Origin of the sequence: Syntrophorhabdus sp. (assembly GCA_012719415.1) — a bacterium.
Taxonomy (GTDB): domain Bacteria; phylum Desulfobacterota; class Syntrophorhabdia; order Syntrophorhabdales; family Syntrophorhabdaceae; genus Delta-02.
Window position 1 is genome coordinate 1 of sequence record JAAYAK010000247.1, and the last position, 19,602, is coordinate 19,602.

19 protein-coding genes are annotated in these 19,602 nt (G+C 58.5%); 18 read left to right on the plus strand and 1 reads right to left on the minus strand.

Going from position 1 to position 19,602, the window contains the following annotated elements; all coding sequences use genetic code 11:
• The first annotated feature begins 215 nt into the window (after positions 1–215).
• The 15 genes from trpS to GXX82_14760 all read left to right on the plus strand — a co-directional run bounded on the left by trpS (position 216) and on the right by GXX82_14760 (position 14,367).
• Complete coding sequence (trpS, locus tag GXX82_14690) at positions 216–1,199, plus strand: tryptophan--tRNA ligase (GenBank protein ID NLT24285.1); 984 nt, start codon at positions 216–218, stop codon at positions 1,197–1,199.
• Positions 1,200–1,266: 67 nt separating this feature from the next.
• Positions 1,267–1,545, plus strand: coding sequence for a septum formation initiator family protein (locus GXX82_14695; GenBank protein ID NLT24286.1), 279 nt, complete (start codon positions 1,267–1,269; stop codon positions 1,543–1,545).
• A complete protein-coding gene (locus GXX82_14700) occupies positions 1,542–2,417 on the plus strand; it encodes a radical SAM protein (protein NLT24287.1) in 876 nt (291 codons plus the stop codon). The genes GXX82_14695 and GXX82_14700 overlap by 4 nt, the downstream gene beginning before the upstream one ends.
• A 2-nt stretch (positions 2,418–2,419) precedes the next feature.
• Positions 2,420–2,860: an acyl-CoA thioesterase gene (locus tag GXX82_14705; GenBank protein ID NLT24288.1), complete on the plus strand. Its 441-nt coding sequence runs from the start codon at positions 2,420–2,422 to the stop codon at positions 2,858–2,860.
• Entirely contained in the window at positions 2,844–3,905 is a 1,062-nt protein-coding gene (locus GXX82_14710) for a glycosyltransferase family 9 protein (protein NLT24289.1), read from the plus strand. The genes GXX82_14705 and GXX82_14710 overlap by 17 nt, the downstream gene beginning before the upstream one ends.
• A gap of 4 nt (positions 3,906–3,909) precedes the next feature.
• The gene (locus GXX82_14715) at positions 3,910–5,412 is read left to right on the plus strand and encodes a B12-binding domain-containing radical SAM protein (GenBank protein ID NLT24290.1); all 1,503 of its coding nucleotides are present in this window, start codon (positions 3,910–3,912) and stop codon (positions 5,410–5,412) included.
• Positions 5,381–6,376, plus strand: coding sequence for a lipopolysaccharide heptosyltransferase II (gene waaF, locus GXX82_14720; protein ID NLT24291.1), 996 nt, complete (start codon positions 5,381–5,383; stop codon positions 6,374–6,376). Before GXX82_14715 ends, waaF begins: the two co-directional genes overlap by 32 nt.
• Positions 6,360–7,403, plus strand: a complete 1,044-nt coding sequence (locus GXX82_14725) for a carbohydrate kinase (GenBank protein NLT24292.1) — start codon at positions 6,360–6,362, stop codon at positions 7,401–7,403. The genes waaF and GXX82_14725 overlap by 17 nt, the downstream gene beginning before the upstream one ends.
• Before the next feature lie 82 nt (positions 7,404–7,485).
• Positions 7,486–7,968 (plus strand): adenylyltransferase/cytidyltransferase family protein, encoded by a 483-nt coding sequence (locus GXX82_14730; GenBank protein NLT24293.1) that lies wholly within the window; start codon positions 7,486–7,488, stop codon positions 7,966–7,968.
• A 294-nt stretch (positions 7,969–8,262) separates the two neighbouring features.
• A complete protein-coding gene (locus tag GXX82_14735; GenBank protein ID NLT24294.1) occupies positions 8,263–9,054 on the plus strand; it encodes a glycosyltransferase family 2 protein in 792 nt (263 codons plus the stop codon).
• Positions 9,026–10,021, plus strand: a complete 996-nt coding sequence (locus GXX82_14740; protein ID NLT24295.1) for an NAD-dependent epimerase/dehydratase family protein — start codon at positions 9,026–9,028, stop codon at positions 10,019–10,021. The genes GXX82_14735 and GXX82_14740 overlap by 29 nt, the downstream gene beginning before the upstream one ends.
• A gap of 41 nt (positions 10,022–10,062) precedes the next feature.
• A complete protein-coding gene (locus GXX82_14745; protein ID NLT24296.1) occupies positions 10,063–11,172 on the plus strand; it encodes a DegT/DnrJ/EryC1/StrS family aminotransferase in 1,110 nt (369 codons plus the stop codon).
• Positions 11,169–12,302: a glycosyltransferase family 4 protein gene (locus GXX82_14750; protein NLT24297.1), complete on the plus strand. Its 1,134-nt coding sequence runs from the start codon at positions 11,169–11,171 to the stop codon at positions 12,300–12,302. The genes GXX82_14745 and GXX82_14750 overlap by 4 nt, the downstream gene beginning before the upstream one ends.
• Before the next feature lie 41 nt (positions 12,303–12,343).
• On the plus strand, positions 12,344–13,468 hold the full coding sequence (locus tag GXX82_14755; GenBank protein ID NLT24298.1) for a glycosyltransferase family 4 protein: 1,125 nt from the start codon (positions 12,344–12,346) through the stop codon (positions 13,466–13,468).
• A gap of 2 nt (positions 13,469–13,470) precedes the next feature.
• On the plus strand, positions 13,471–14,367 hold the full coding sequence (locus GXX82_14760) for a glycosyltransferase family 2 protein (GenBank protein NLT24299.1): 897 nt from the start codon (positions 13,471–13,473) through the stop codon (positions 14,365–14,367).
• Positions 14,368–14,524: 157 nt separating this feature from the next.
• On the opposite strand, the gene GXX82_14765 is transcribed toward GXX82_14760, so the two are convergent.
• On the minus strand, positions 14,525–15,544 hold the full coding sequence (locus tag GXX82_14765) for a radical SAM protein (GenBank protein ID NLT24300.1): 1,020 nt from the start codon (positions 15,542–15,544) through the stop codon (positions 14,525–14,527).
• 230 nt (positions 15,545–15,774) lie between these two features.
• Between GXX82_14765 and GXX82_14770 the strand changes: the two genes are divergently transcribed.
• From GXX82_14770 to GXX82_14780, 3 genes are all read left to right on the plus strand, one after another.
• Entirely contained in the window at positions 15,775–17,484 is a 1,710-nt protein-coding gene (locus GXX82_14770) for a HAMP domain-containing protein (GenBank protein ID NLT24301.1), read from the plus strand.
• Positions 17,485–17,547: 63 nt separating this feature from the next.
• On the plus strand, positions 17,548–18,066 hold the full coding sequence (locus tag GXX82_14775) for a purine-binding chemotaxis protein CheW (GenBank protein ID NLT24302.1): 519 nt from the start codon (positions 17,548–17,550) through the stop codon (positions 18,064–18,066).
• A 130-nt stretch (positions 18,067–18,196) separates the two neighbouring features.
• Positions 18,197–19,537 (plus strand): hypothetical protein, encoded by a 1,341-nt coding sequence (locus GXX82_14780; GenBank protein NLT24303.1) that lies wholly within the window; start codon positions 18,197–18,199, stop codon positions 19,535–19,537.
• Positions 19,538–19,602: the final 65 nt, after the last annotated feature.

Genomic DNA, 19,602 nt, shown 5'->3' on the forward strand with positions numbered 1-19,602 from the left:
AGCCCGCTTTCTTTTTCCCTGCCGGTAATAGGTGATGGGTAATCGGTTATAGGGCAACGAAGTGAACCCTCGGAGCCAGATATGTGATGTGCCGCTCCACCTATCACCTATTACCCATCACCTATTACCTCTATTTGATTTGTCCCTTCGTTTGATGTACATTAAACACGATAAAAATCGCGGAGAAAGAGATTTCCGTTCTTTGTGGAGGATAGATGAAGCGGATCTTCAGCGGGATACAGCCGACGGGTGAGATACATCTCGGCAACTATGTGGGCGCGATCAGGAACTGGACATATCTCCAGGACGAGTATGACTGTGTCTTCTGCGTTGTCGACTATCATGCCATAACGATCGAGTACCCCGTGGAGGAGATGAAGAAACGCACCCTTGACACGGCCATCATTCTCCTTGCCTGCGGGCTCTCGCCGGAGAGATCGAAGATCTTCGTCCAATCCCATGTCCCGGAGCATACCGAGCTGGCCTGGATCTTCAACACCGTCACTCCCATAGGCGAGGTCGAACGGATGACACAGTTCAAGGATAAGGCGAGGCAACACCGGGCGAACATCAACATGGGACTCATGGACTATCCCGTGCTTCAGGCGGCCGATATTCTGCTCTACAAGGCAGGCTACGTCCCTGTGGGAGAGGACCAGGTCCAGCACATCGAGCTGTGCCGCGAGGTGGCCCGGAAGTTCAACACCCGCTTCGCCCCCATATTTCCCGAACCCGAGGAACTGCTGTCGATGGCCCCGAGAATACTCGGCGTCGACGGCCAGTCGAAGATGTCGAAGAGCCTGGGGAATTACATCGGCATCCTTGAAGAAGAGGATGTGGTGTGGGAAAAGCTCCGCACGGCCGTGACGGACGTGAACCGCGTACGCAGGAAGGACCCCGGCAACCCGGAGGTATGCAACATTTACACCATCCACCGCGCCTTCTCCGACAATGCCATGCTTATCGAGATCGACAAGGGCTGCACATCGGCGGGTATCGGGTGCATCGACTGCAAGAAGATGCTCTTCGAGAACGTGAAGAGAGAGTTGACGCCCGTGCGCGAGAAGGCGCGTGAGCTCGAGAAGAACATGGACTACGTCGTCGACGTCCTCGAGAAGGGGGCCGACGCCTGCAGGGAGATAGCCGACGCCACGATGGAAGAGGTCCGCGCGACCTTGGGGCTGTATCCCCCCCGGTAGGGCTTTTTCCCGCGTCCGCCTCTCACGGGTTGACATTTTGCTTTCGTGCCTTTAATATAGAGGAAGCATGGCAGAGAATCCCGTAAAGAGATACGGATTTATAGTCTTTCTCTCAACCATTTTCTTTCACCTCATTCTCATGGACGGTGGAATATACGACCTTTTGAAGATCAAACTGAAGGCGAGGACGGCCAGGTTGGCGATCATGCAGATGGAGGATGAGAACGCGGCGCTCTCACGGGAGCTTCGCAGGATACGCGACGACGACCGGTATCTCGAAGAGATGGTCAGAAAGAAATACGGTCTTGTGCGAGAAGGGGAAAAGGTATACAGGATTGAACAATGAAATACGAAGGAACGATCTACAGGCCGCCGAGCGAGGCGGACAGTCTTATCCTCCAGGTCACTATCGGGTGTTCCCATAACAAGTGCACTTTCTGCGGCTCCTTCAAGGAGAAGAGGTTTCGGGTACGCTCCTTTGAGGAGATAGCCGAGGACGTGAACGAGGCGAAACAGTACGCGCGCTACATCAGAAAGGTCTTTCTCGCCGACGGCGACGCGTTGATCATCCCCCAGAAACGCCTGCTGCCCATCGTGCAGCTTGTAAGGGATGCCTTTCCAAAAATGGAACGTATAGGCATCTACGGGAACACGAAATCGATCCTGAAGAAATCCGTGGAAGAACTGAAGGCGCTCAAGGAGCTTGGGGTGGGTATCGTCTACCTCGGCGTCGAGTCGGGGGACCAGGTTGTCCTCGACAGGGTCTGCAAGGGAACGACCCTCGACAGGACGGCTGAGGCCGCGAAGAGAGTGAAGGACGCGGGCATGCTCCTTTCCGTGACCGTCCTTTTGGGACTCGGCGGGGTGGAGCGAAGCAGGATCCACGCTGAAGAGACGGGAAAGTTCTTAAGCAGGATCAAGCCCGATTACGCAGGGGCGTTGAGCGTCATCGTCGTTCCCGGCACGGTGCTCGCCGACCAGATAAAGACGGGCGAGTTTGTCGTCCCCGATCCCTACATGCTCCTTGAAGAGCTCTACATCATGATCCAGAACACCAACGTGGAACATACCTACTTCGCGTCGAACCACGCCTCGAACTATCTCCCCGTCAAGGCCTGGCTCCCCCAAGAGAAAGAAAAGACGCTCAAGGCCATACAGCACGTCCTCGCCGAACGCGACCCCTCGATGCTGAGACCCGAGTATATGAGGGCACTCTGACCATGTCGGGGCAGGAGCAGGGCCGCATCAGGGTCGATGGGGGGTTCATCGATGTGCCGGTGCGCGTCCGTTACGCCGACACCGACAGGATGGGCATCGTCTACTACGGGAATTACCCGGCCTTCTTCGAGATGGGACGAAGCGAGTACATGCGCCAGAAGGGATACCCTTACCGGGACCTGGAAGCCCTGGGATATCACTTCGTCGTCGTCGGCCTGGAGGCCAGGTACTACAACTCCGCGACCTACGACGATATCCTCATCGTGAAGACCCGCGTGACGGAGCTCAAATCACGGGGCATCACCTTCCACTACGTGATAACGAGGGACGGGACCCTCGTCGTCGAGGGATCGACAAAGCACATCTGTGTGAACACCGACAAGAAACCCGTCACGATACCACAGAATCTCATAGAAATATTCCGAGATGGCACAGCTGGATAGCATCCTCGTCATCCGGCTGAGCTCCCTCGGCGATGTCCTGATGAGCGTGCCGGCGGTACGGGCCTTGAGACAGCGCTTTCCCGGGGCGCACATCTCATGGCTCGCCGAAGGTTCCGTGACGGGGATCCTGGCGCACCAGGATTTCATCGATGAGGTCATCTTCTTCCCCCGGGCGGCCCTCACGAAGCATCTCAGATCGGGTCATTTCGCAACAGAGGCCTATATCCTCCGTGATTTCCTGAGGGACCTCCGCAAGCGGGAATACGACTGCATCCTCGACCTCCACGGCATCGCGAAGAGCGTGGCCCTCATGAAGCTGGCGCGGGGGAAAAGGCGGATAGGGTTTGGTAAGACATTCGCGAAGGACATGAGCCACCTTTTCTACGGAGAAAAAGTGGAGGGAACGGAAAAGAGGATACACAAGGTGGAGCGAAACATGCTTGCCGCCCGCCATCTGGGATGCTCCGACCCTCCCGGGAATGCACCCCTTCTCGTGCACGACAGTGCCCGGGCGTACATAGAGGATTTCCTCGGATCACACGGCATCACCCCCCCTGTCATAGCCGTGAACCCTTTTGCCAGCAGGGATTCCGCGTTCAAGAGGTGGCCTCTCGAACGCTACGCCGACCTTATCGGGATGATACGGCGGGAGCGAATGGGCAGCGTGATGATCATCTGGGGGCCGGGTGAACGCGAAGAGGCCCAGAGGCTCGCCGCGATGGTGGGAGACGGGGCCAGGCTCGCCTGCCAAACGGACATCGCACAGCTCTACGCCCTTCTCTCGCGGAGCGCCGTCTACATAGGTGGAGATACGGGAACGACCCATCTCGCGGCCGCCGCGGGCGTCCCCGTCCTGTGCCTCTTCGGCCCCACCGATTTCATCGTCAACCGCCCACACTCGAAGAACAGCATCATAATACGGAAGGATGTCTCCTGCAGCCCCTGCAAGAGAAAGGACTGCAGGACCCGGGAGTGCCTCCTGGCCATATCTCCCGACGAGGTCTTCGAGGCGCTCAGGAAGATCCCTTTCAGGAAAGAGGCTTAAAGGTATGCGCTTTCTCTTCATCTATCCCAACATCAACACCCAGGTCGGGTTCAACTACGGCATCTCCTACATTTCCGGTTTCCTCAGATCAAGGGGCATCGAGACACGGCTCCTCAACATCAACGAGAAACTCGGCTATCCCCTCGACCTGAAGAGGATCAGGAGCGACATCCTTGCCTTCAAACCCGACATTATCGGCTTCTCCGTCCTCACCAACCAGTACAAGTACGCCCTTGATATAGCACGGGATATCAAGACCTATTCTGCTGTGCCCATCCTTTTCGGCGGCATCCACGTTACGATGGATCCCATGGAAACGCTCATGCGCGACGAGGTCGATCTCATATGTGTCGGCGAGGGAGAGGAGGCCATCGCCGAGCTGATCGAGAAGGGCGACCCCCGGGGCATCGCGAACATAGGCCGCAAGGAGAAGGGCAGACCTGTCATCGAGCCGCTGCGCCCCTACGAGGATATAGCGAACCTTCCTTTCAAGGACTACGAGATCTTCGATTTCCAGAAGCTGGTAGACGCGAAGGACGGGTGGGTGGGGCTGACGGCATCGCGGGGCTGCCCCTTCCGGTGCACCTATTGCCTCAATCACAAGATCATAGAGGTCTACAAGGGAAGCGGCCATCTCCCGCGGGGTTACATCAGGAGACACACGGTGGACCAGATGATCTCCGAGATCGAATACCTCCTCGGCCGCTATTCCGGAATAAAGATGTTCATCTTCGACGATGACATCTTCACCTTCGACAAGGCCTGGTTGAGGGAGTTCACCGAAAGATACAGGGCGGTCACGGACACAAGCTTCGTCTGCAACGCCCATGCCCGCATCTTCGACGACGAGACGGCCGGGCTTCTCAGAGGCGCGGGATGCCGCATCGTCAAGTTCGGCCTCGAGAGCGGAAGCGACCGGATACGCCGCAAGGTCTTAAGCCGCTACATGACGAACAAACACATCGAGGACGCCTTCGCCGTCGCCCACAGGCACGGGCTTCACACGTCGGCCTTCGTGATGCTCGGTCTCCCCCACGAGACGATCGGGGACATCAAGGAAACTGTCGATCTCCTCGCATCCATCAAGCCGGGACGTTTCCGCTGGTCCCTCTTCTTTCCCTTCGTGGGCACAAAGGCGTACAACATCGCCCTTTCCTCGGGACAGGTGGACCTCAAGGAAATGGAAAGGCTCGACAACTTCACCGACGAGACCTGCATGAGGCTCGGCCCCGATGTGGACCTTTACTGCGACAAGGTCAAAAGCCTGCTGTGCGCCTTTGTCAACGCGCGCTCCGGCCTCGAACACACCGAAGGCTTCCGGCGTCTCGTGGAAGAGGTCGAGAACATGGACGAGAGGGCCTGGCGCGAAAAGAAGGAGAGTATCCTCGACAGGGTGGAGAAGCTCAACGAAGAAATGGAAAAATCGGGAGGACTCCATTATACTGTGAGATACAATCCTTTTATGGGCGTGCGGAGTGACTGGAAAGACGATAGTATATCTGCCTAACTGGCTGGGTGACATGGTGATGGCCGTCCCTTTCCTTCACGCCCTCCGGCAGCACGCGCAGGACGAGGTATGGGCCATGGGGAAGGAAAGTGCCATCCATCTCTACAACGGGCTCGACCTCTTCGACCGTTTCGTTCCCATCCGGGGCAAGGGGCTGGGTCTCTTCTTTGAAACCACGAACAGACTGAACAGGGCAGGATTCGCCCGGGCCGTCGCCCTGCCCCATTCTTTCAGATCGGCCCTTTTCTTCTTCAACCTGAGGGTGCGCGACGTCGTGGGATATGCCCGGAACAGGCGGGGCTTCATGCTGAACGTGAAGGTCCCCGAGGCGAGAGAGCTTCAATCCACCGTCGAACACTACCTCAGGATCGCGGACACGCTCGGGGTGCCGCGGACCATCGAAACGCCCATCCTCGCCGTGTCGGCCGACGAGGAGAAAAAATTCGACCAGGAGTTCTCGGACATGAGGAGACCCTACGCCGTCATGATAGTGGGTGCCCAGTACGGCCCCTCGAAATGCTGGCCCGCGGCGTATTTCTCCGAACTCGCCGACGAGATCATCGAAAGGTATGACATGAACGTCTACATGCTTCCCGGCAGGAACGAGGACGATCTTGCCCGCAGGGTCCACGACGGGATACGCGCCGGGGACCGGGCGGGTATCAGGTCTATGAACATACGGGACATGAAGGTGTGCCTGTCACGGGCGGCCTTCGTCGTCAGCAACGATACCGGACCGCGCCACATCTCCGCGGCGCTGTCCGTCCCGACCGTCGTCCTTGCCGGGCCGATGGACGAACGCTACACCGCCTACCCGGGGAGATCGACGCGCGTCGTCTCGAAGGACATGGCCTGCCGTCCCTGCAACAAGAAGAAGTGCGACGGGAACCATGAGTGCATGACGGGCATAAAACCGGGGGAGATCGCTGAAATCGTGGGGGATATCCTTGAAGAAAGAGCCTGAAAACAGGGGGAAACAACCGAAGAAGGCGGAAAAAGGGGGCACAGCGGGTCTTGCGCGTTTTCTCGGCCGCTTCAAAGGAAAGAGGATCTGCGTCGTAGGGGACATCATAGCCGACGTCTTCATCCTAGGAAAGCCCTACCGCCTCTCGAGGGAAGCCCCCGTGGTCGTGGTCCGATACGAAGAGTCGAGGATCTATCCCGGCAGTGCCGGCAATACCATCAACAACCTTGCCGCGCTCGGGGCAACGGTCTATCCCGTCGGCTTCGTGGGAAGCGATTCCATGGGAGGCAAACTCATGGATTTCTTCTCTCTGAGGAAGAACATCGACACCGCGGGCATCATCCGCACAAGCGCCGGCACGGTGACAAAAACGCGGATCCTCGCCGGGGACACCCACGTTTCGAAACAGCAGGTCATCCGCATAGACAGGGATGACGGCGGCAGGCCGACGGCGAGGGAGAAAACCCTCCTCATGGAAAGGATCGCCGCGATCTGCCCCCATGTGGACGCCGTTATCCTCTCCGACTACGGGCACGGCGCCGTCAGCGGCAAGGTGATCGAATACATGAAGATCCTTGCCAACGACAAGCTCGTCGTCGGCGACTCACGCTACAGCCTGAAGAAGTACTCGGGGCTCACCATGATCACCCCCAACGAGGCGGAAGCTTACGCCCTCGCGGGCCTCAAAGACAAGGACCCGATAGAGGACGTGGGAGAGAAGGTCCTTTCCGGCATGCGCCTTTCCGCCCTTCTCGTCACCCGAGGCAACAGGGGCATGACGCTCTTTCTCAAGGACGGAAAGGTTCATCACATCCCCATCTCCGGCAAGGATGATGTGACGGACGTGACCGGCGCGGGGGACACGGTCTGCGCGGCGGTTGCGCTCTCCCTCGCCAGCGGGGCGGGCTTCCTCGATGCCTCCCGGATAGCGAACTACGCCGCGGGGATCGTCGTCATGAAGCGGGGAACGGCGACCGTGACCGTGGCGGAACTGAAAAGGTCGATAGAGAACGGGGGAAAGATATAGAGACGGTCTCAGGTCTCAGGTTTCAGGTTTCAGGCTTAGAGGCCTGAGACGGTTCAAGAGTTCACGAGAGGATGGGCGTTCAATGGGGAAGATAGTCAAGGGTCTGGATGATTTGAAGTGTATCATCGAGAAGGAAAAGGCGGCGGGGAAGACGGTTGTGTTCGGGAACGGGTGCTTCGATATCGTCCATGTGGGGCACGTCCGGTACCTGAAGGGGGCGAAGGAACTGGGGGATGTTCTCGTCGTCGCCGTCAATGACGACGCCTCCGTCACCGGCCTCGGCAAGCGCAAGGAGGTCGTCACACCGGCGGCCGAGCGGGCGGAGATCATATCTGCCATCGACTCTGTCGACTACGTCATCCTCTTCGCCGACCCCACCGTGGAGAACCTCCTCGCCACCCTCAAACCCCACATCCACGCCAAGGGAACGGATTACACCGAGGAGAACGTCCCCGAGCGCGACATCGTCATGTCCTACGGCGGAAAGGTCGCCATAGTCGGCGACCCCAAGGACCATTCGACGCGCGACATCATAAAGACGATAAAGAACCTGAGAGAAAAATAGCGGGAAGGGTCCTGATAGAACCTGATAGGACCTATGGGAAGATAGGACCTATAGGACGTATAAGACCTATAGGGCACATAAGACCTATAGGACCAAGACCGAATGGAACTCATGAAACCAGGACCCATAGGACCTATTGGTCCCATCTGTCCTATGGGTCCGATATGTCCTATTGGTCCTATTACTCCTATCGGTCCTATCCGCCCCTGCCCCTGCTCCCCACCCCTCCCCCCTTCTTCTCATTTGATTTTAAACACTTTTTAGTGTATTGTAACACCATCGGACCACATGAGAATGGAAAGAGAACAGGACGCGAGACCACCCCTATCCGTGTACATGATCACCTTCAACAACAGCGCCACCATCGCCAGGGCGCTCGAGAGCGTCGCCGGATGGGCGGATGAGATCATCGTCGTCGATTCCCACAGCTCCGACGGCACTGCCGACATCGCCTCGAAATACACGGAACGGGTCCTGCAGTTCGATACCACAAGTCAACCGGAAAAATATCAATATGCCCAGGACCACTGCAGGAACAACTGGGTCCTTTTCATCGATGCCGACGAGTGGCTCACGGAAGAGTTCAAACAGGAAGCGGAGGACATACTCGTCTCGGGCCCGGCGAGTGACGGCTACATCGCGGACAGGCGCAATATCTACCTGGGACGGGAGATACGACACGGGGGATGGTACCCGGACCGGGAGATACGCCTCTACAGGAAAGACCGGGGCGGCTGGGAGGGCGGCATACACGCGAAGGTCCACGTGACCGGACGGGTGGGGCACATGAAGAACCGCTATCTCCACACGCCCTACGCCGATACGGCCCACCAGCTCCGGACCATCGACCGCTATTCCGAGGCGTTCGCCCGGGACCTTTTCACGGCGGGCCGCCGATTTCACCTCGCGAACATGCTGCTCCGTCCCGTCTGGCGTTTCTTCAGGGACTATATCTTCAAGATGGGCTTCCTGGACGGCATACCCGGCATCATCATCACGGCATCGACCATGTACTACGTCTTCATGAAGCACGCCCGGTTGTGGGAAATGGAGAGGGATGAGGGAGGAAAGAAAGGTGTTCGATAACAAAGAGGTCCTTGTCACCGGAGGGCTCGGCTTCATCGGCAGCAACCTCTGCATAAAGCTCGTGGAACTCGGCGCGCGGGTCACCATCGTCGACAACATGCTCCCGCGTCAGGGCGGCAACCTCTTCAACATACGCGACATCGCGGACAGGGTGACGGTCAACGTCTCCGATGTCCGCAACCAGCTCTCCATGAACCATCTCGTCAGGGGGAAGGACTATATCTTCCACCTGGCGGGGCAGGTCAACCACGTGGACAGCATGAAAAACCCCCTGCAGGACCTGGAGATCAACTGCACCGGGACGCTCGTCCTCCTTGAGGCCCTGCGCCACCACAACAGGGACGCCAGGGTCATCTTCGCGGGCACGCGGGGCGAATACGGATCGAGCGTCAAGCTGCCCGTCGACGAAGACCACCCGACAAACCCCAAGGGCATCTACGCCGTGACCAACCTGACGGCGGAGAAGATGGTCCTCGTCTATGACGACGTCTATAAGATACGGGGCGCGTGCCTTCGCATCACCAACACCTACGGGCCGCGCCACCAGATGGCCCACGACGAATACGGGGTCTTCAACTGGTTCATCCGCAAGGCCCTCGATGACGAGGAGATACCCGTCTTCGGTGACGGGAGGATACTCCGGGATTTCCTCTACGTCGAAGACCTCATAGACTCGATGCTCAAGGTGGCGGCCACGGATGAGGCCTACGGAAAGGTCTTCAACGTGGGTACGGGCGTCCCCGTCAGCTTCTTCGACCTTGCCGAGAAGATCGTTTCCATCGCCGGCACCGGCAAAACCAGGTTCACCGAGTTCACCAGGGAGCGTAAAGAGGTGGAACCCGGCGATTACTACGCCGACATAACGCGCATAATGAGGACGACGGGCTGGAGGCCGGCGACATCCCTCGATCACGGGATAGCCGGGACCATCGATTTCTACCGAAAGTACAGGAAGGAGTACTGGTAGCCCGTCGGGCATGCCATGACCGAAAAGGACGGTACTGCATCGTGAATGTGAGAATATTCGATATAGAGAAAGACCATGCCGCGATCAAGGCGGACCTCGTGAGGACATTCGAGAAAGTGCTCTCCTCCGGGGAATACATCCTCGGCGGGGAGGTGAGGTCCTTCGAAGAGGCCTTCGCCGCCTACGTGGGCACGAGGTATGCCGTCGGCGTCGCGAGCGGCACCGACGCGATCAAGATAGGCGGGCTCGCCCTCGGGCTCACGGAGGGGGACAAGTTCGTCACCACACCCAACACGTACATCGCCACGGCGATGGCCCTCTCCGAGGGCGGCCTCGTTCCCCGTTTCTGTGACATCGAGGAGGACTCCTATAACATGGACCCCGCCGCGCTTGAAAAGGCTCTCGCGAAAGAGAGGGACATAAAGCTCTGCGTGCCCGTCCATCTCTACGGACAGCCCTGCCGGATGGATGAGATACGGGACATCTGCGCACGGCATGGCGTCAGGATCATGGAAGATGCCTGCCAGGCCCATGGCTCGCGGTACAGTGACCGAAACGCGGGGACCTTGAGCGACGTGGCCGCCTTCAGTTTCTATCCCACGAAGAACCTCGGATGCTACGGCGACGGCGGGATCGTCGTCACCGACAGCGAGGACATCTTCAGGAAGATGCTCATGCTCCGCGCCCACGGCCAGTCGGACAGGCATGTCCATGACATTCAGGGTTTCGTCTCCCGCCTCGACGAGCTTCAGGCCGCATTGCTTTCCGTCAAGCTTCCCCACCTCGACGAGTGGAACGAGGGACGCAGGCGCAATGCCTCGCTCTACGACAGGGGCCTCGAAGGCCTGCCCGTCTCCCGGCCCGTCGCGGCGCCTTACGCGTACCACGTCTATCACCTCTACGTCATCGCCGTTAAAGAGCGCGAGGCGTTGAGGGCGTACCTCAACGAAAGGGGGATCACCACCCTCGTCCACTACCCGACGCCCATCCACCTTCAAAAGGTCTACAGCCACCTCGGATACGGCGAGGGTTCCTTCCCGAAGGCCGAGAAGGCGTCACGGCAAATCATTTCCCTGCCCGTCCACCCCTCGCTTCGGGAGGAGGAGATCGCTTTCATATGCCGTTCGATCGGTGAGTTCTACGGAAGATGAAGGTACTTCACCTTTTCAGCGACTGGAAATGGACGGGGCCTGCCGAACCGGTGCTTTCCCTCTGCCAGAACCTCGGGAACGAGGGAGTCGACGTCGTCGTTGCTTACAGAAAGTCGCCCATGGACTTTCACGAGAGGACCGTCGACAGGGAGGCCCGCAGGAGGGGCCTTCGCTGCTACGAGGGTCTGCGGCTCAACAGGTACTTCTCCACCCGCGACTGGTGGCATGACCTCACCTCCTTCAGGCCTTACGTAGAGAAAGAGAAGTTCGACATCGTTCACTCTCATCTTTCCCACGATTACTTCACCGCCATCACGGCGCTCTCGTTGTCCAGGGTACGGCCCCTGCTCGTGAGGACAGACCACAAGCGGGACGGACTCCCCGCAAACCTTTTCATGTCCTGGGCCATGGCAAGAACGGACGGGCTGGTAACCCACAGCGAACGGCTCGCCGCGCGCGACAGGGAAAGCTTCGCCTTTCCCGAAGAGCGCCTTCGCGTCATTCCCCCGGGGATAAAGCCTTACGACGGTCCGGTAAAGGACCTGCGCGCCGAGCTCGGCATCGATCCTGACGAATGCGTCATCGGCGTCATCGGAAGGCTCAAGCCCGACCGCGGCTACGATATCATCCTCAAGGCCTTCGCTGCGCTTCGGTCCCGCGTAAACAGGGTCAAGCTCGTCATCGTGGGCCGCAGTTCCCAGATAGAGACGAGTGTCATGAAACCTCTCAAGGAGCTTGGGATCGAGAAAGACGTCGTGATCGCCGGGTACCGCATCGATGACTACTTCTCGATGATATACACCTTCGATCTTTACATCATGATGCGCGCCGGAAGCGACGGCACCGGCCGGGCGCTCCGGGAGGTGCTCAGCATGGGACGGCCCGCCATCGTGTCCGACAGGGGGATGCTCCCCGACCTCGTGGAGGACGGCAGGACCGGGTACGTCACGACCTGGGACCCGGCTGACCTCGCCGGCAAGATGGAGCTTCTCGTCAGCGATGCAGCCAGACGGCGCGCCTTCGGGGAGAATGCCCGGAACCGCGCCGACACCGAGTGGAGCTTCCACCTCCAGGCAAAGGCGATGAAGAGTTTCTACAATTCCCTCATGACCATGGGCAGGCGCGCGTGACCTGCCTTGCCGGGCCCCTTATCGACGCGGAGTGACGAAGGATGAAGATCGGTCTCGCGATATACAATTTTGACCCCAAAAAAGGCGGAGCCGAGCGCTACACCTTCGACCTCGCCCGGCGGCTCGCCGGCAAAGGTCATGAAATCTGCGTCTTCTGTGCCCGTGGTGTCGAGACGGAAGGCGTCCGCCTCATACGCCTTCGCACGAATTCCTTCCCCCGGTGGCGTAGGAACCTGTCCTTCGCGCTGACGCACAGGCAGGCCCTCGGCAGGATCCGTCCCGATGTCATGCTGGGCTACGGCAATATCCTGGACCTCGACGTCTACCAGAGCCACGGCGGGGTACAGAGCATCTGGATGGAAAGGGAGATCGCGAGCTATGAACCGGGAGGAAGCCGGAGTGTGAAGGCATTCCTTTTGAGGAACAGCTTCAACCAGGGCATCCAGCGATGGATAGAGGGGTACTCCGTGAAAAGGCGCAGGTTCACGAGGATAGTGGCCATATCCGACATGGTCCGGGACCACATGTCGGCGCACTATGGCATCGACAGGAACGCCTTCGACGTCGTCTACAACGGTGTCGACACGGACCGTTTCAGACCGGCGCCGGAGAGGCCGGCAGGCCCCACGACGGTCCTCTTCTGCGCGGGAAATTTCAGACTCAAGGGGCTCGCCCCCCTTATCGAGGCGCTGGGAAGAGCGGTACGATATGGCAAGGACGTGCGGCTCACCGTGATGGGTCGGGGAAAGAAGGAAAGATACCGGGGCCTTATCGATGCCGCGGGGATTGCGGACCGCGTCACTTTCACAGGAGAACGCTCCGCGCCGGAAGAGGTCTACCGTGAGGCCCATGTACTCGCCCATCCCACCTACTACGACGCCTGCTCGCTGACCACGATGGAGGGTATGGCCTCGGGCCTGCCCGTCATCACCACCCGGTGGAACGGGGCCTCGGCCTTCGTCTCCACCGACGAAGGCTACGTCATCGACGAGCCGGAGAATATCGAGGCTCTGAGCGCCGCCATCTGTGCCCTCACGGACCCGGCCCGGCAGGAGGCAATGGGAAGGAACGCGCGGAAGAAGATGGAATCCTTCACCATGAAGCGCAACGCCGACGAGATAGAGGCGGTGCTCCTGCGGGCGCTCGAAGAGAAGGGAAGGCGGTAGCGGTGCTCAAGGAACCACCCCTCGTATCCATCATCATTCCCACCTATAACTACGCCGCGTATTTGGAGAGGGCCATAGGATCGTGCCTGAGACAATCGTACGGCAACGTCGAGGTCATCGTCATCGATGACGGCTCGACGGACGCCACGGGAGAAATGGTGAAGAACACAGGCGACCCCAGGGTTGTCTATCACTACCAGGAGAACCAGGGGGTTTCCGCCGCCCGCAACAGGGGACTCAAACTGGCGAAGGGGGATTTCATCGCTTTCCTGGACGCGGATGAGTACCTTACCGACGACTCCATCGAAACGCGCGTCACCGTCATGCTCGACGACCCTGAGATAGATTTCGTGACGACAGCCGCCTCATCGGTGGACGACGCGGGCAGGATATCCTTCCGTCCCGGCGAGGGACCGGGTGATGCCGTGTCATGGGAGCTGTGCCAGGCCCTTCTCCTCAAACGGATACCCTACACGACATCCGCGGTCCTCATGAGGGGGAGCCACGCGAGAAAGTTCGAGTTCGCCGTGGACCTCAACAACGGTGAGGACCTGGTCTTCTTTTCGAAGGTGTTCTTCGACAGGAAAGGCTGCTTCCTCTCGAAGCCGACCGCCGTCTCCTTCAGTCATCCCGACAGCCTCCGCCACAACATAGCGAATCTCAAGAGACAGGGCATGGGGCTTGTCGAAGCCATCTTCGACGACCCCTACTTCCAGGGCCGCCTCGACCATATACGCGCGGCCTTCACCGCCGACCGCTGCTTCGAGCTCTTCCGCAGGTTCTACCGCTCGGGCGACCGGAAACTGGCCAGGGAACATTACCGGAAGGCCCTCGCTCTCGAACCCTCGAGGATCCTCAGGATAGACTACCTTTTCAAGTTCATCAGAACGTGGTTCTGAAAAAGAAATAACCAATCACCAAATCACAACGACCAACGAAAAAGATAATGACCAATAGCCAATTGACCGAACAGAAGGGCGCAACGGACTGCGTGTATCGCTTTTTTTGGTTATTGGCTATTGTCTGTTTCTCTGGTTATTGGAATTTGGTCATTGGTCACTCTCCTCTCTCTATCATCCTGCCCTTCACCCTCTCGTTTCCGCTTATGACCTCGAAGCTTCCCCGTTCGGCGCCCGACGGGTCCCAGCTGAGGTTGATGCCCAGGGAGCCGAAGAATCTCAGGTTTTCCCTCCTGTAACCCACGAGGAGAGGGATATCGTTCCTGTGGAGGACGACAGTGGCTTCTTGCGGGTCTTCGATCTTTCCGAGGGCAGATCGAAGGGCGTTGCGGAATACGCGCGACTGCACGAGACTGCCGAAAGCGGGATGGTAGAACCCCCCGGCAACCATCTCCCTGACCATCTCATTGTCCGTGAGACCAACGTTGACGACGTCTATGCCCTCCTGACGGGCCTTCCGGTAGATGAGCGCCGCCCTCTCGAGGGCCTCGTCGAAGGTGATGGGGGTGAACTCTCCCATTTCGTAAAGCCTGTAGAGGGGTGTGTTCCTGAGGACCACGAGAGGATAGATGCGGATGTATTCCGGTCTCAGCCTCACCATGTTCTCCACCGTCTCTTCGATGTCGCCCATCGTCTCGCCGGGCAGGCCCACCATGAACTGAAGGGCAAGCCTGAACTTTTCCCCCCCTAGCCTGTCAAAGGCACGAAAAAGGTCGTTCGCCGTGTGGGCCCTGTTCAGGGCGGCAAGAATGGCATCGTTGAAGGTGGGGATACCGAGTTCGATGAGCCTGACGCCATTGCGCTTGAGGATGTCGACCGTGTCGTCCCGGAGCGGAACGGGTTTCGTGGAAAGGCGAAAACCCTGTATGATGCCGTGGTAGGGAATGAAATAGGAAAAAAGTCTCTCCAGGTCATAAGGCTCCACTCCGAAGATATTGCCCCCGAAGAGCCCCACCTCGCAGGGTTCCGCCCTGCCGCCAAGAACCCGGTCGATCCTCTCCCTAAGGCTCTTTTCATCGATACCGGTGATGTATCCCTGATGGCAATAGATACAGCGCGCGGTGCAACCAGCATGGGGAAGAAAGACAGGTATGACCATTGTGCGAACCTCGCCCATATTGTCCACCGTCCGGCACCTGAAAAGCAAATGTTTATCCGCCGAGCGGTATTAGTGTTTCCTCAGGGCTATCTCAGAGTTTTTTCTTAAGCAACCCTCGCGAAAGAACGATAATGCCTTCGGGACAGCGAATGGCGAGGCATCAGACCGCCTTGTCCCCGGAGCCATTTCATTTGATACCTCTTTACAAAACGCGGCTGTGACCAGGCGCTGCTGCCTGATCGTGATAGATGTGTTGGTCCATTACAGCTTACAAGGAGGAGAAGACAATGAAACTGGGTAATATGAGGATCGGAACGCGTCTTGGAGCAGGTTTCGGGATCGTCACGGTATTGCTCGTCATCATGGGTATCCTGGGCATCCTGGGTCTCAAGTCCATAAGCAGTGATCTGGACCGCATCGTGAAGGAAGGGAACCGCAAGGTGGAGCTGGCCAGAACCGCCTCGGCCGCCATGTCGGACCTTACGGAAGGGCTTCTCACCATGATGTCCCTTGACGACAAACAGTACCACCAGAAGGCGAACGCGAAGATAGCTGCGGCGAGAGGGGCCTACAGAGAGGCCCTGGACGAACTGCAGAAGCTGGATACCTCCCAGAAAGGGAAGGAGATACTCCGGAAGTTTCAGAACGCTGTCGCTGAGGGAAAAGAACCGAACAACAAGGTCGTGGAGCTTATAAAGGCAGGAAAGCTCAAGGAGGCGGCACAACTCAACATGGAAAAGGCGCGGCCGGCAACGGAAAAAGGACAGGCCACCATGTTTGAAATGGTCAAGTATCAGACAGAGCAAATGAATCAGCTCTACGCGGGGGCCATAAGGACCTATGAGAACACCAGGAACATTCTCGTCGGCATCGGGTTCCTGGCGCTTATCCTCTCTATCGCCATCGCCATCCTTATCACGAGAAGCATCACCAAACCTGTTTCCCGGGCTGTCTTCATCTCCAACCGCCTGGCGGAAGGTGATCTCACGATCGACGTGGAGACCGGATCGACGGATGAAATGGGTCAGCTTCTGAGCGCCATGGGCAACATGCTCGGAAAGCTTCGGGAGGTTGTCAGCAATGTGAATAGCGCGGCGGACAACGTGGCCTCGGGAAGTCAGCAGATGAGTGTTTCCTCGCAGCAAATATCCGAAGGGGCCACCGAGCAGGCCGCTTCGGCGGAAGAGGTATCTTCGTCCATGGAACAGATGTCCTCCAACATACGGCAAAACGCGGACAACGCGCAACAAACCGAGAAGATCGCCCTCAAGGCAGCCGAGGACGCGAAGCACGGCGGCCAGGCGGTATCGGAAACGGTTGGCGCCATGAAGGAGATAGCGACAAAGATTTCCATCATCGAAGAGATAGCAAGACAAACGAACCTTCTCGCACTCAACGCCGCCATAGAGGCAGCCCGTGCCGGTGAGCACGGCAAGGGTTTTGCTGTCGTCGCCACAGAGGTCAGAAAGCTGGCCGAGAGAAGTCAGTTTGCCGCGGGAGAGATAAGCAAGCTGTCAGCCTCGAGCGTGGATGTTGCCGAAAAGGCCGGAGAGCTTCTCGCGAAGATCGTTCCCGACATTCAAAGAACCGCTGAACTCGTACAGGAGATCAGCGCCGCCAGCAACGAGCAGAACGCAGGGGCGGAACAGATAAACAAGGCGATCCAGCAACTGGACCATATCATTCAAAGCAACGCCTCCGCGACGGAGCAGATGGCGTCCACTTCCGAAGAACTCTCGGGCCAGGCGGAACAGCTGCTCGGCAACATCGGGTTCTTCAGGATGAACCGGAAGAAAGAAAGGATGAATAAACCGCAGGAATCGGTCAAGAAAAGGATCCTGATGCTCGCGTCAGAACCAAAGAACGGCACTGCGGTTGATGCCTCTGAGGACATCTGTCTCGATCCCGGTACAGTGGAAATGGGAAACGGACGAGACTCTGAGTTTGAGAGGCTCTAGAATGACTGCAGCGTTAGAAACCGACTTGATGACCGATCCTGGATCTCACGGAGAGGAGAGATAATGAGCGTTCCATCGATAACCGAAACAAGACAGTATCTAACGTTCCACCTGGGAGGCGAGATGTTCGGAATGGACGTGTGCCATATCAGGGAGATACTCGAGTTCACGTCCGTCGCCAGAGTGCCGGGAACACCGGATTTCATGAAGGGAGTCATCAACCTTCGGGGAAGCGTTGTCCCCGTGCTCGACATGAGGCTGAAGTTTGGGCTCGAGGAGACCGATAAAACCGTCGACACCTGCATAATTGTCGTTGAGGTTTCCTTCGAAGAGGAGAAGACCATCATCGGCGCTCTCGTCGATTCCGTGGAAGAGGTCTTCGAACTGGAGCCTGACCTCATAGACCCGGCGCCCCGCGTGGGAAGTCATCTGAAGACCGAATTCATAAAAGGAATGGGCAAAAGGGAGGACAGCTTCATCATCATCCTCGATGCCGAAAAGATGCTGTCTTCCGAGGAGCTTTCCGTTGTGACCGTATCGAAGCCGGAAATATCTTCGGAAGCACGAGCCGTCAACGAATAGGCCAAAGGCACCGACAGGAACCGACCGGGGCGCCGGACAGGACGCCCCGGTCTCATTGCCACCCTTTCCCGGCGAACCCCATCGTTTGGGGTTGCAAAAACATCGCCTTTCGGAGCACAATGGATTAAGTATGGTGAGGCGAGCAACAGGGACCGAGGCGACGCCCGGGGGACGGGACCGTTCAAGGGGTGTTCCGGCAAGGCCGCTGGGCGAACGGGAGGCCTTCTTCTATCGCCTTCACGAGGAATTGCTCGGAGGGCTCGCCGTGTTGTGCGTGTCGACACGGATAGCGGGGCCCCTCGACATCCAGCTCGTGAAGCACGCCTGCCGCTGCCTGTGGGAGCGCCATCCGTCGCTCCGGGCGCGCATCGTCCCGGCGGAAGGAACGCTTTCCTTTCTCTTCGATGTGCCTTTTCGCGACATCCCCATCCATTCTTTCTTTGAGCTGGGCAGAACCAACCTCCATACCGTCGTCGAACGAGAGGTGGACACCCTCTTCGATACCTCACAACATCTGTGGAGGGCCCTCCTCATAACCGACAAGGCCGACTTCGAGCGGCATTATCTCCTTTTGTCCCTGCACCATTCGATAAGTGACGGAACCTCCGCGGTCCGCCTGGCCAAGGAATTGCTTCTTTGCTGCGCGCGGATCCTCGCCGGCGAGGTCCCGCGCATGGACCCCTTGCCTCTCCGGGCATCCCTTGAGGAATTCCTGGCGTCAGGGGAATGCGGGAACAAGAAGATCCCCCGTCAGGCGGCAGGGACACCCCCCGTCGACAACAGGGGCGGTACGCTGCCCTTCCACGAATTCCAGCCGCCGGGCAGGCGGCACACCCGTTTTCGCGTCCACACCCTGGAGGCAGCCGAAACCGCCATCCTGGAGGAGAAATGCCGCCGCGCCGGGACAACGGTCCATGCCGCTCTCGCGGCAATAGCCCTTTCGGTCATGCACAGGCACTTCGGGGATGACGTTCGTTTCTGTGTGGACACCCCGGTCAACATCAGGGGATCGAGCGGGGCGGGGATCGGCGACGAAGAACTCTGGTGCATGGAAACACCCGTGAGCATCCGGTACGAAGACGTCGGAGGCCGCGACGTATGGCGGATGGCACGAGATTGCAGCGACAGACTGGCCTTTGCAGCATCCGCGGCAAAGAACCTCTCTGCCGGCGTGTACGGAGACCCGGCGGGAAAGATCGAAGAGTTGCTTGCGGCCCGGCACTTTCCCCTTTCCTGCCTTCTCCGTGAAGGCGGACGCGTCGAACCCGGTCAGAAGGGCCCTTTCGTGATCGAGAACATGGGTCTTGCCAGCGGCCGACGGGCAGCGGAGCACGTGATGGTCATCTCCGCCGCCACGGTGGGAGAAATCCTTTCCCTCACCTTCGCCCATACCTCTCCGCTCCTCAAGGAAAGCTGGGCGGACAGGTTCGTGAGCGAATTCCTGCGCAACCTCGAGAGAATGGTGAAATAGAAGAGAACGAACGACAGCGGGTTTGATAGGACCAACAGGACAGGGATAGGACCTGTGGGACGTAT

Bases quoted from the DNA above. Each gene is read 5' to 3' on its own strand.
- trpS (NLT24285.1), top strand. From the start codon at position 216: ATGAAGCGGATCTTCAGCGGGATACAGCCGACGGGTGAGATACATCTC.
- GXX82_14695 (NLT24286.1), top strand. From the start codon at position 1,267: ATGGCAGAGAATCCCGTAAAGAGATACGGATTTATAGTCTTTCTCTCA.
- GXX82_14700 (NLT24287.1), top strand. From the start codon at position 1,542: ATGAAATACGAAGGAACGATCTACAGGCCGCCGAGCGAGGCGGACAGT.
- GXX82_14705 (NLT24288.1), top strand. From the start codon at position 2,420: ATGTCGGGGCAGGAGCAGGGCCGCATCAGGGTCGATGGGGGGTTCATC.
- GXX82_14710 (NLT24289.1), top strand. From the start codon at position 2,844: ATGGCACAGCTGGATAGCATCCTCGTCATCCGGCTGAGCTCCCTCGGC.
- GXX82_14715 (NLT24290.1), top strand. From the start codon at position 3,910: ATGCGCTTTCTCTTCATCTATCCCAACATCAACACCCAGGTCGGGTTC.
- GXX82_14730 (NLT24293.1), top strand. From the start codon at position 7,486: ATGGGGAAGATAGTCAAGGGTCTGGATGATTTGAAGTGTATCATCGAG.
- GXX82_14735 (NLT24294.1), top strand. From the start codon at position 8,263: ATGGAAAGAGAACAGGACGCGAGACCACCCCTATCCGTGTACATGATC.
- GXX82_14740 (NLT24295.1), top strand. From the start codon at position 9,026: ATGAGGGAGGAAAGAAAGGTGTTCGATAACAAAGAGGTCCTTGTCACC.
- GXX82_14750 (NLT24297.1), top strand. From the start codon at position 11,169: ATGAAGGTACTTCACCTTTTCAGCGACTGGAAATGGACGGGGCCTGCC.
- GXX82_14755 (NLT24298.1), top strand. From the start codon at position 12,344: ATGAAGATCGGTCTCGCGATATACAATTTTGACCCCAAAAAAGGCGGA.
- GXX82_14765 (NLT24300.1), bottom strand. From the start codon at position 15,544: ATGGGCGAGGTTCGCACAATGGTCATACCTGTCTTTCTTCCCCATGCT.
- GXX82_14770 (NLT24301.1), top strand. From the start codon at position 15,775: ATGTGTTGGTCCATTACAGCTTACAAGGAGGAGAAGACAATGAAACTG.
- GXX82_14775 (NLT24302.1), top strand. From the start codon at position 17,548: ATGAGCGTTCCATCGATAACCGAAACAAGACAGTATCTAACGTTCCAC.
- GXX82_14780 (NLT24303.1), top strand. From the start codon at position 18,197: ATGGTGAGGCGAGCAACAGGGACCGAGGCGACGCCCGGGGGACGGGAC.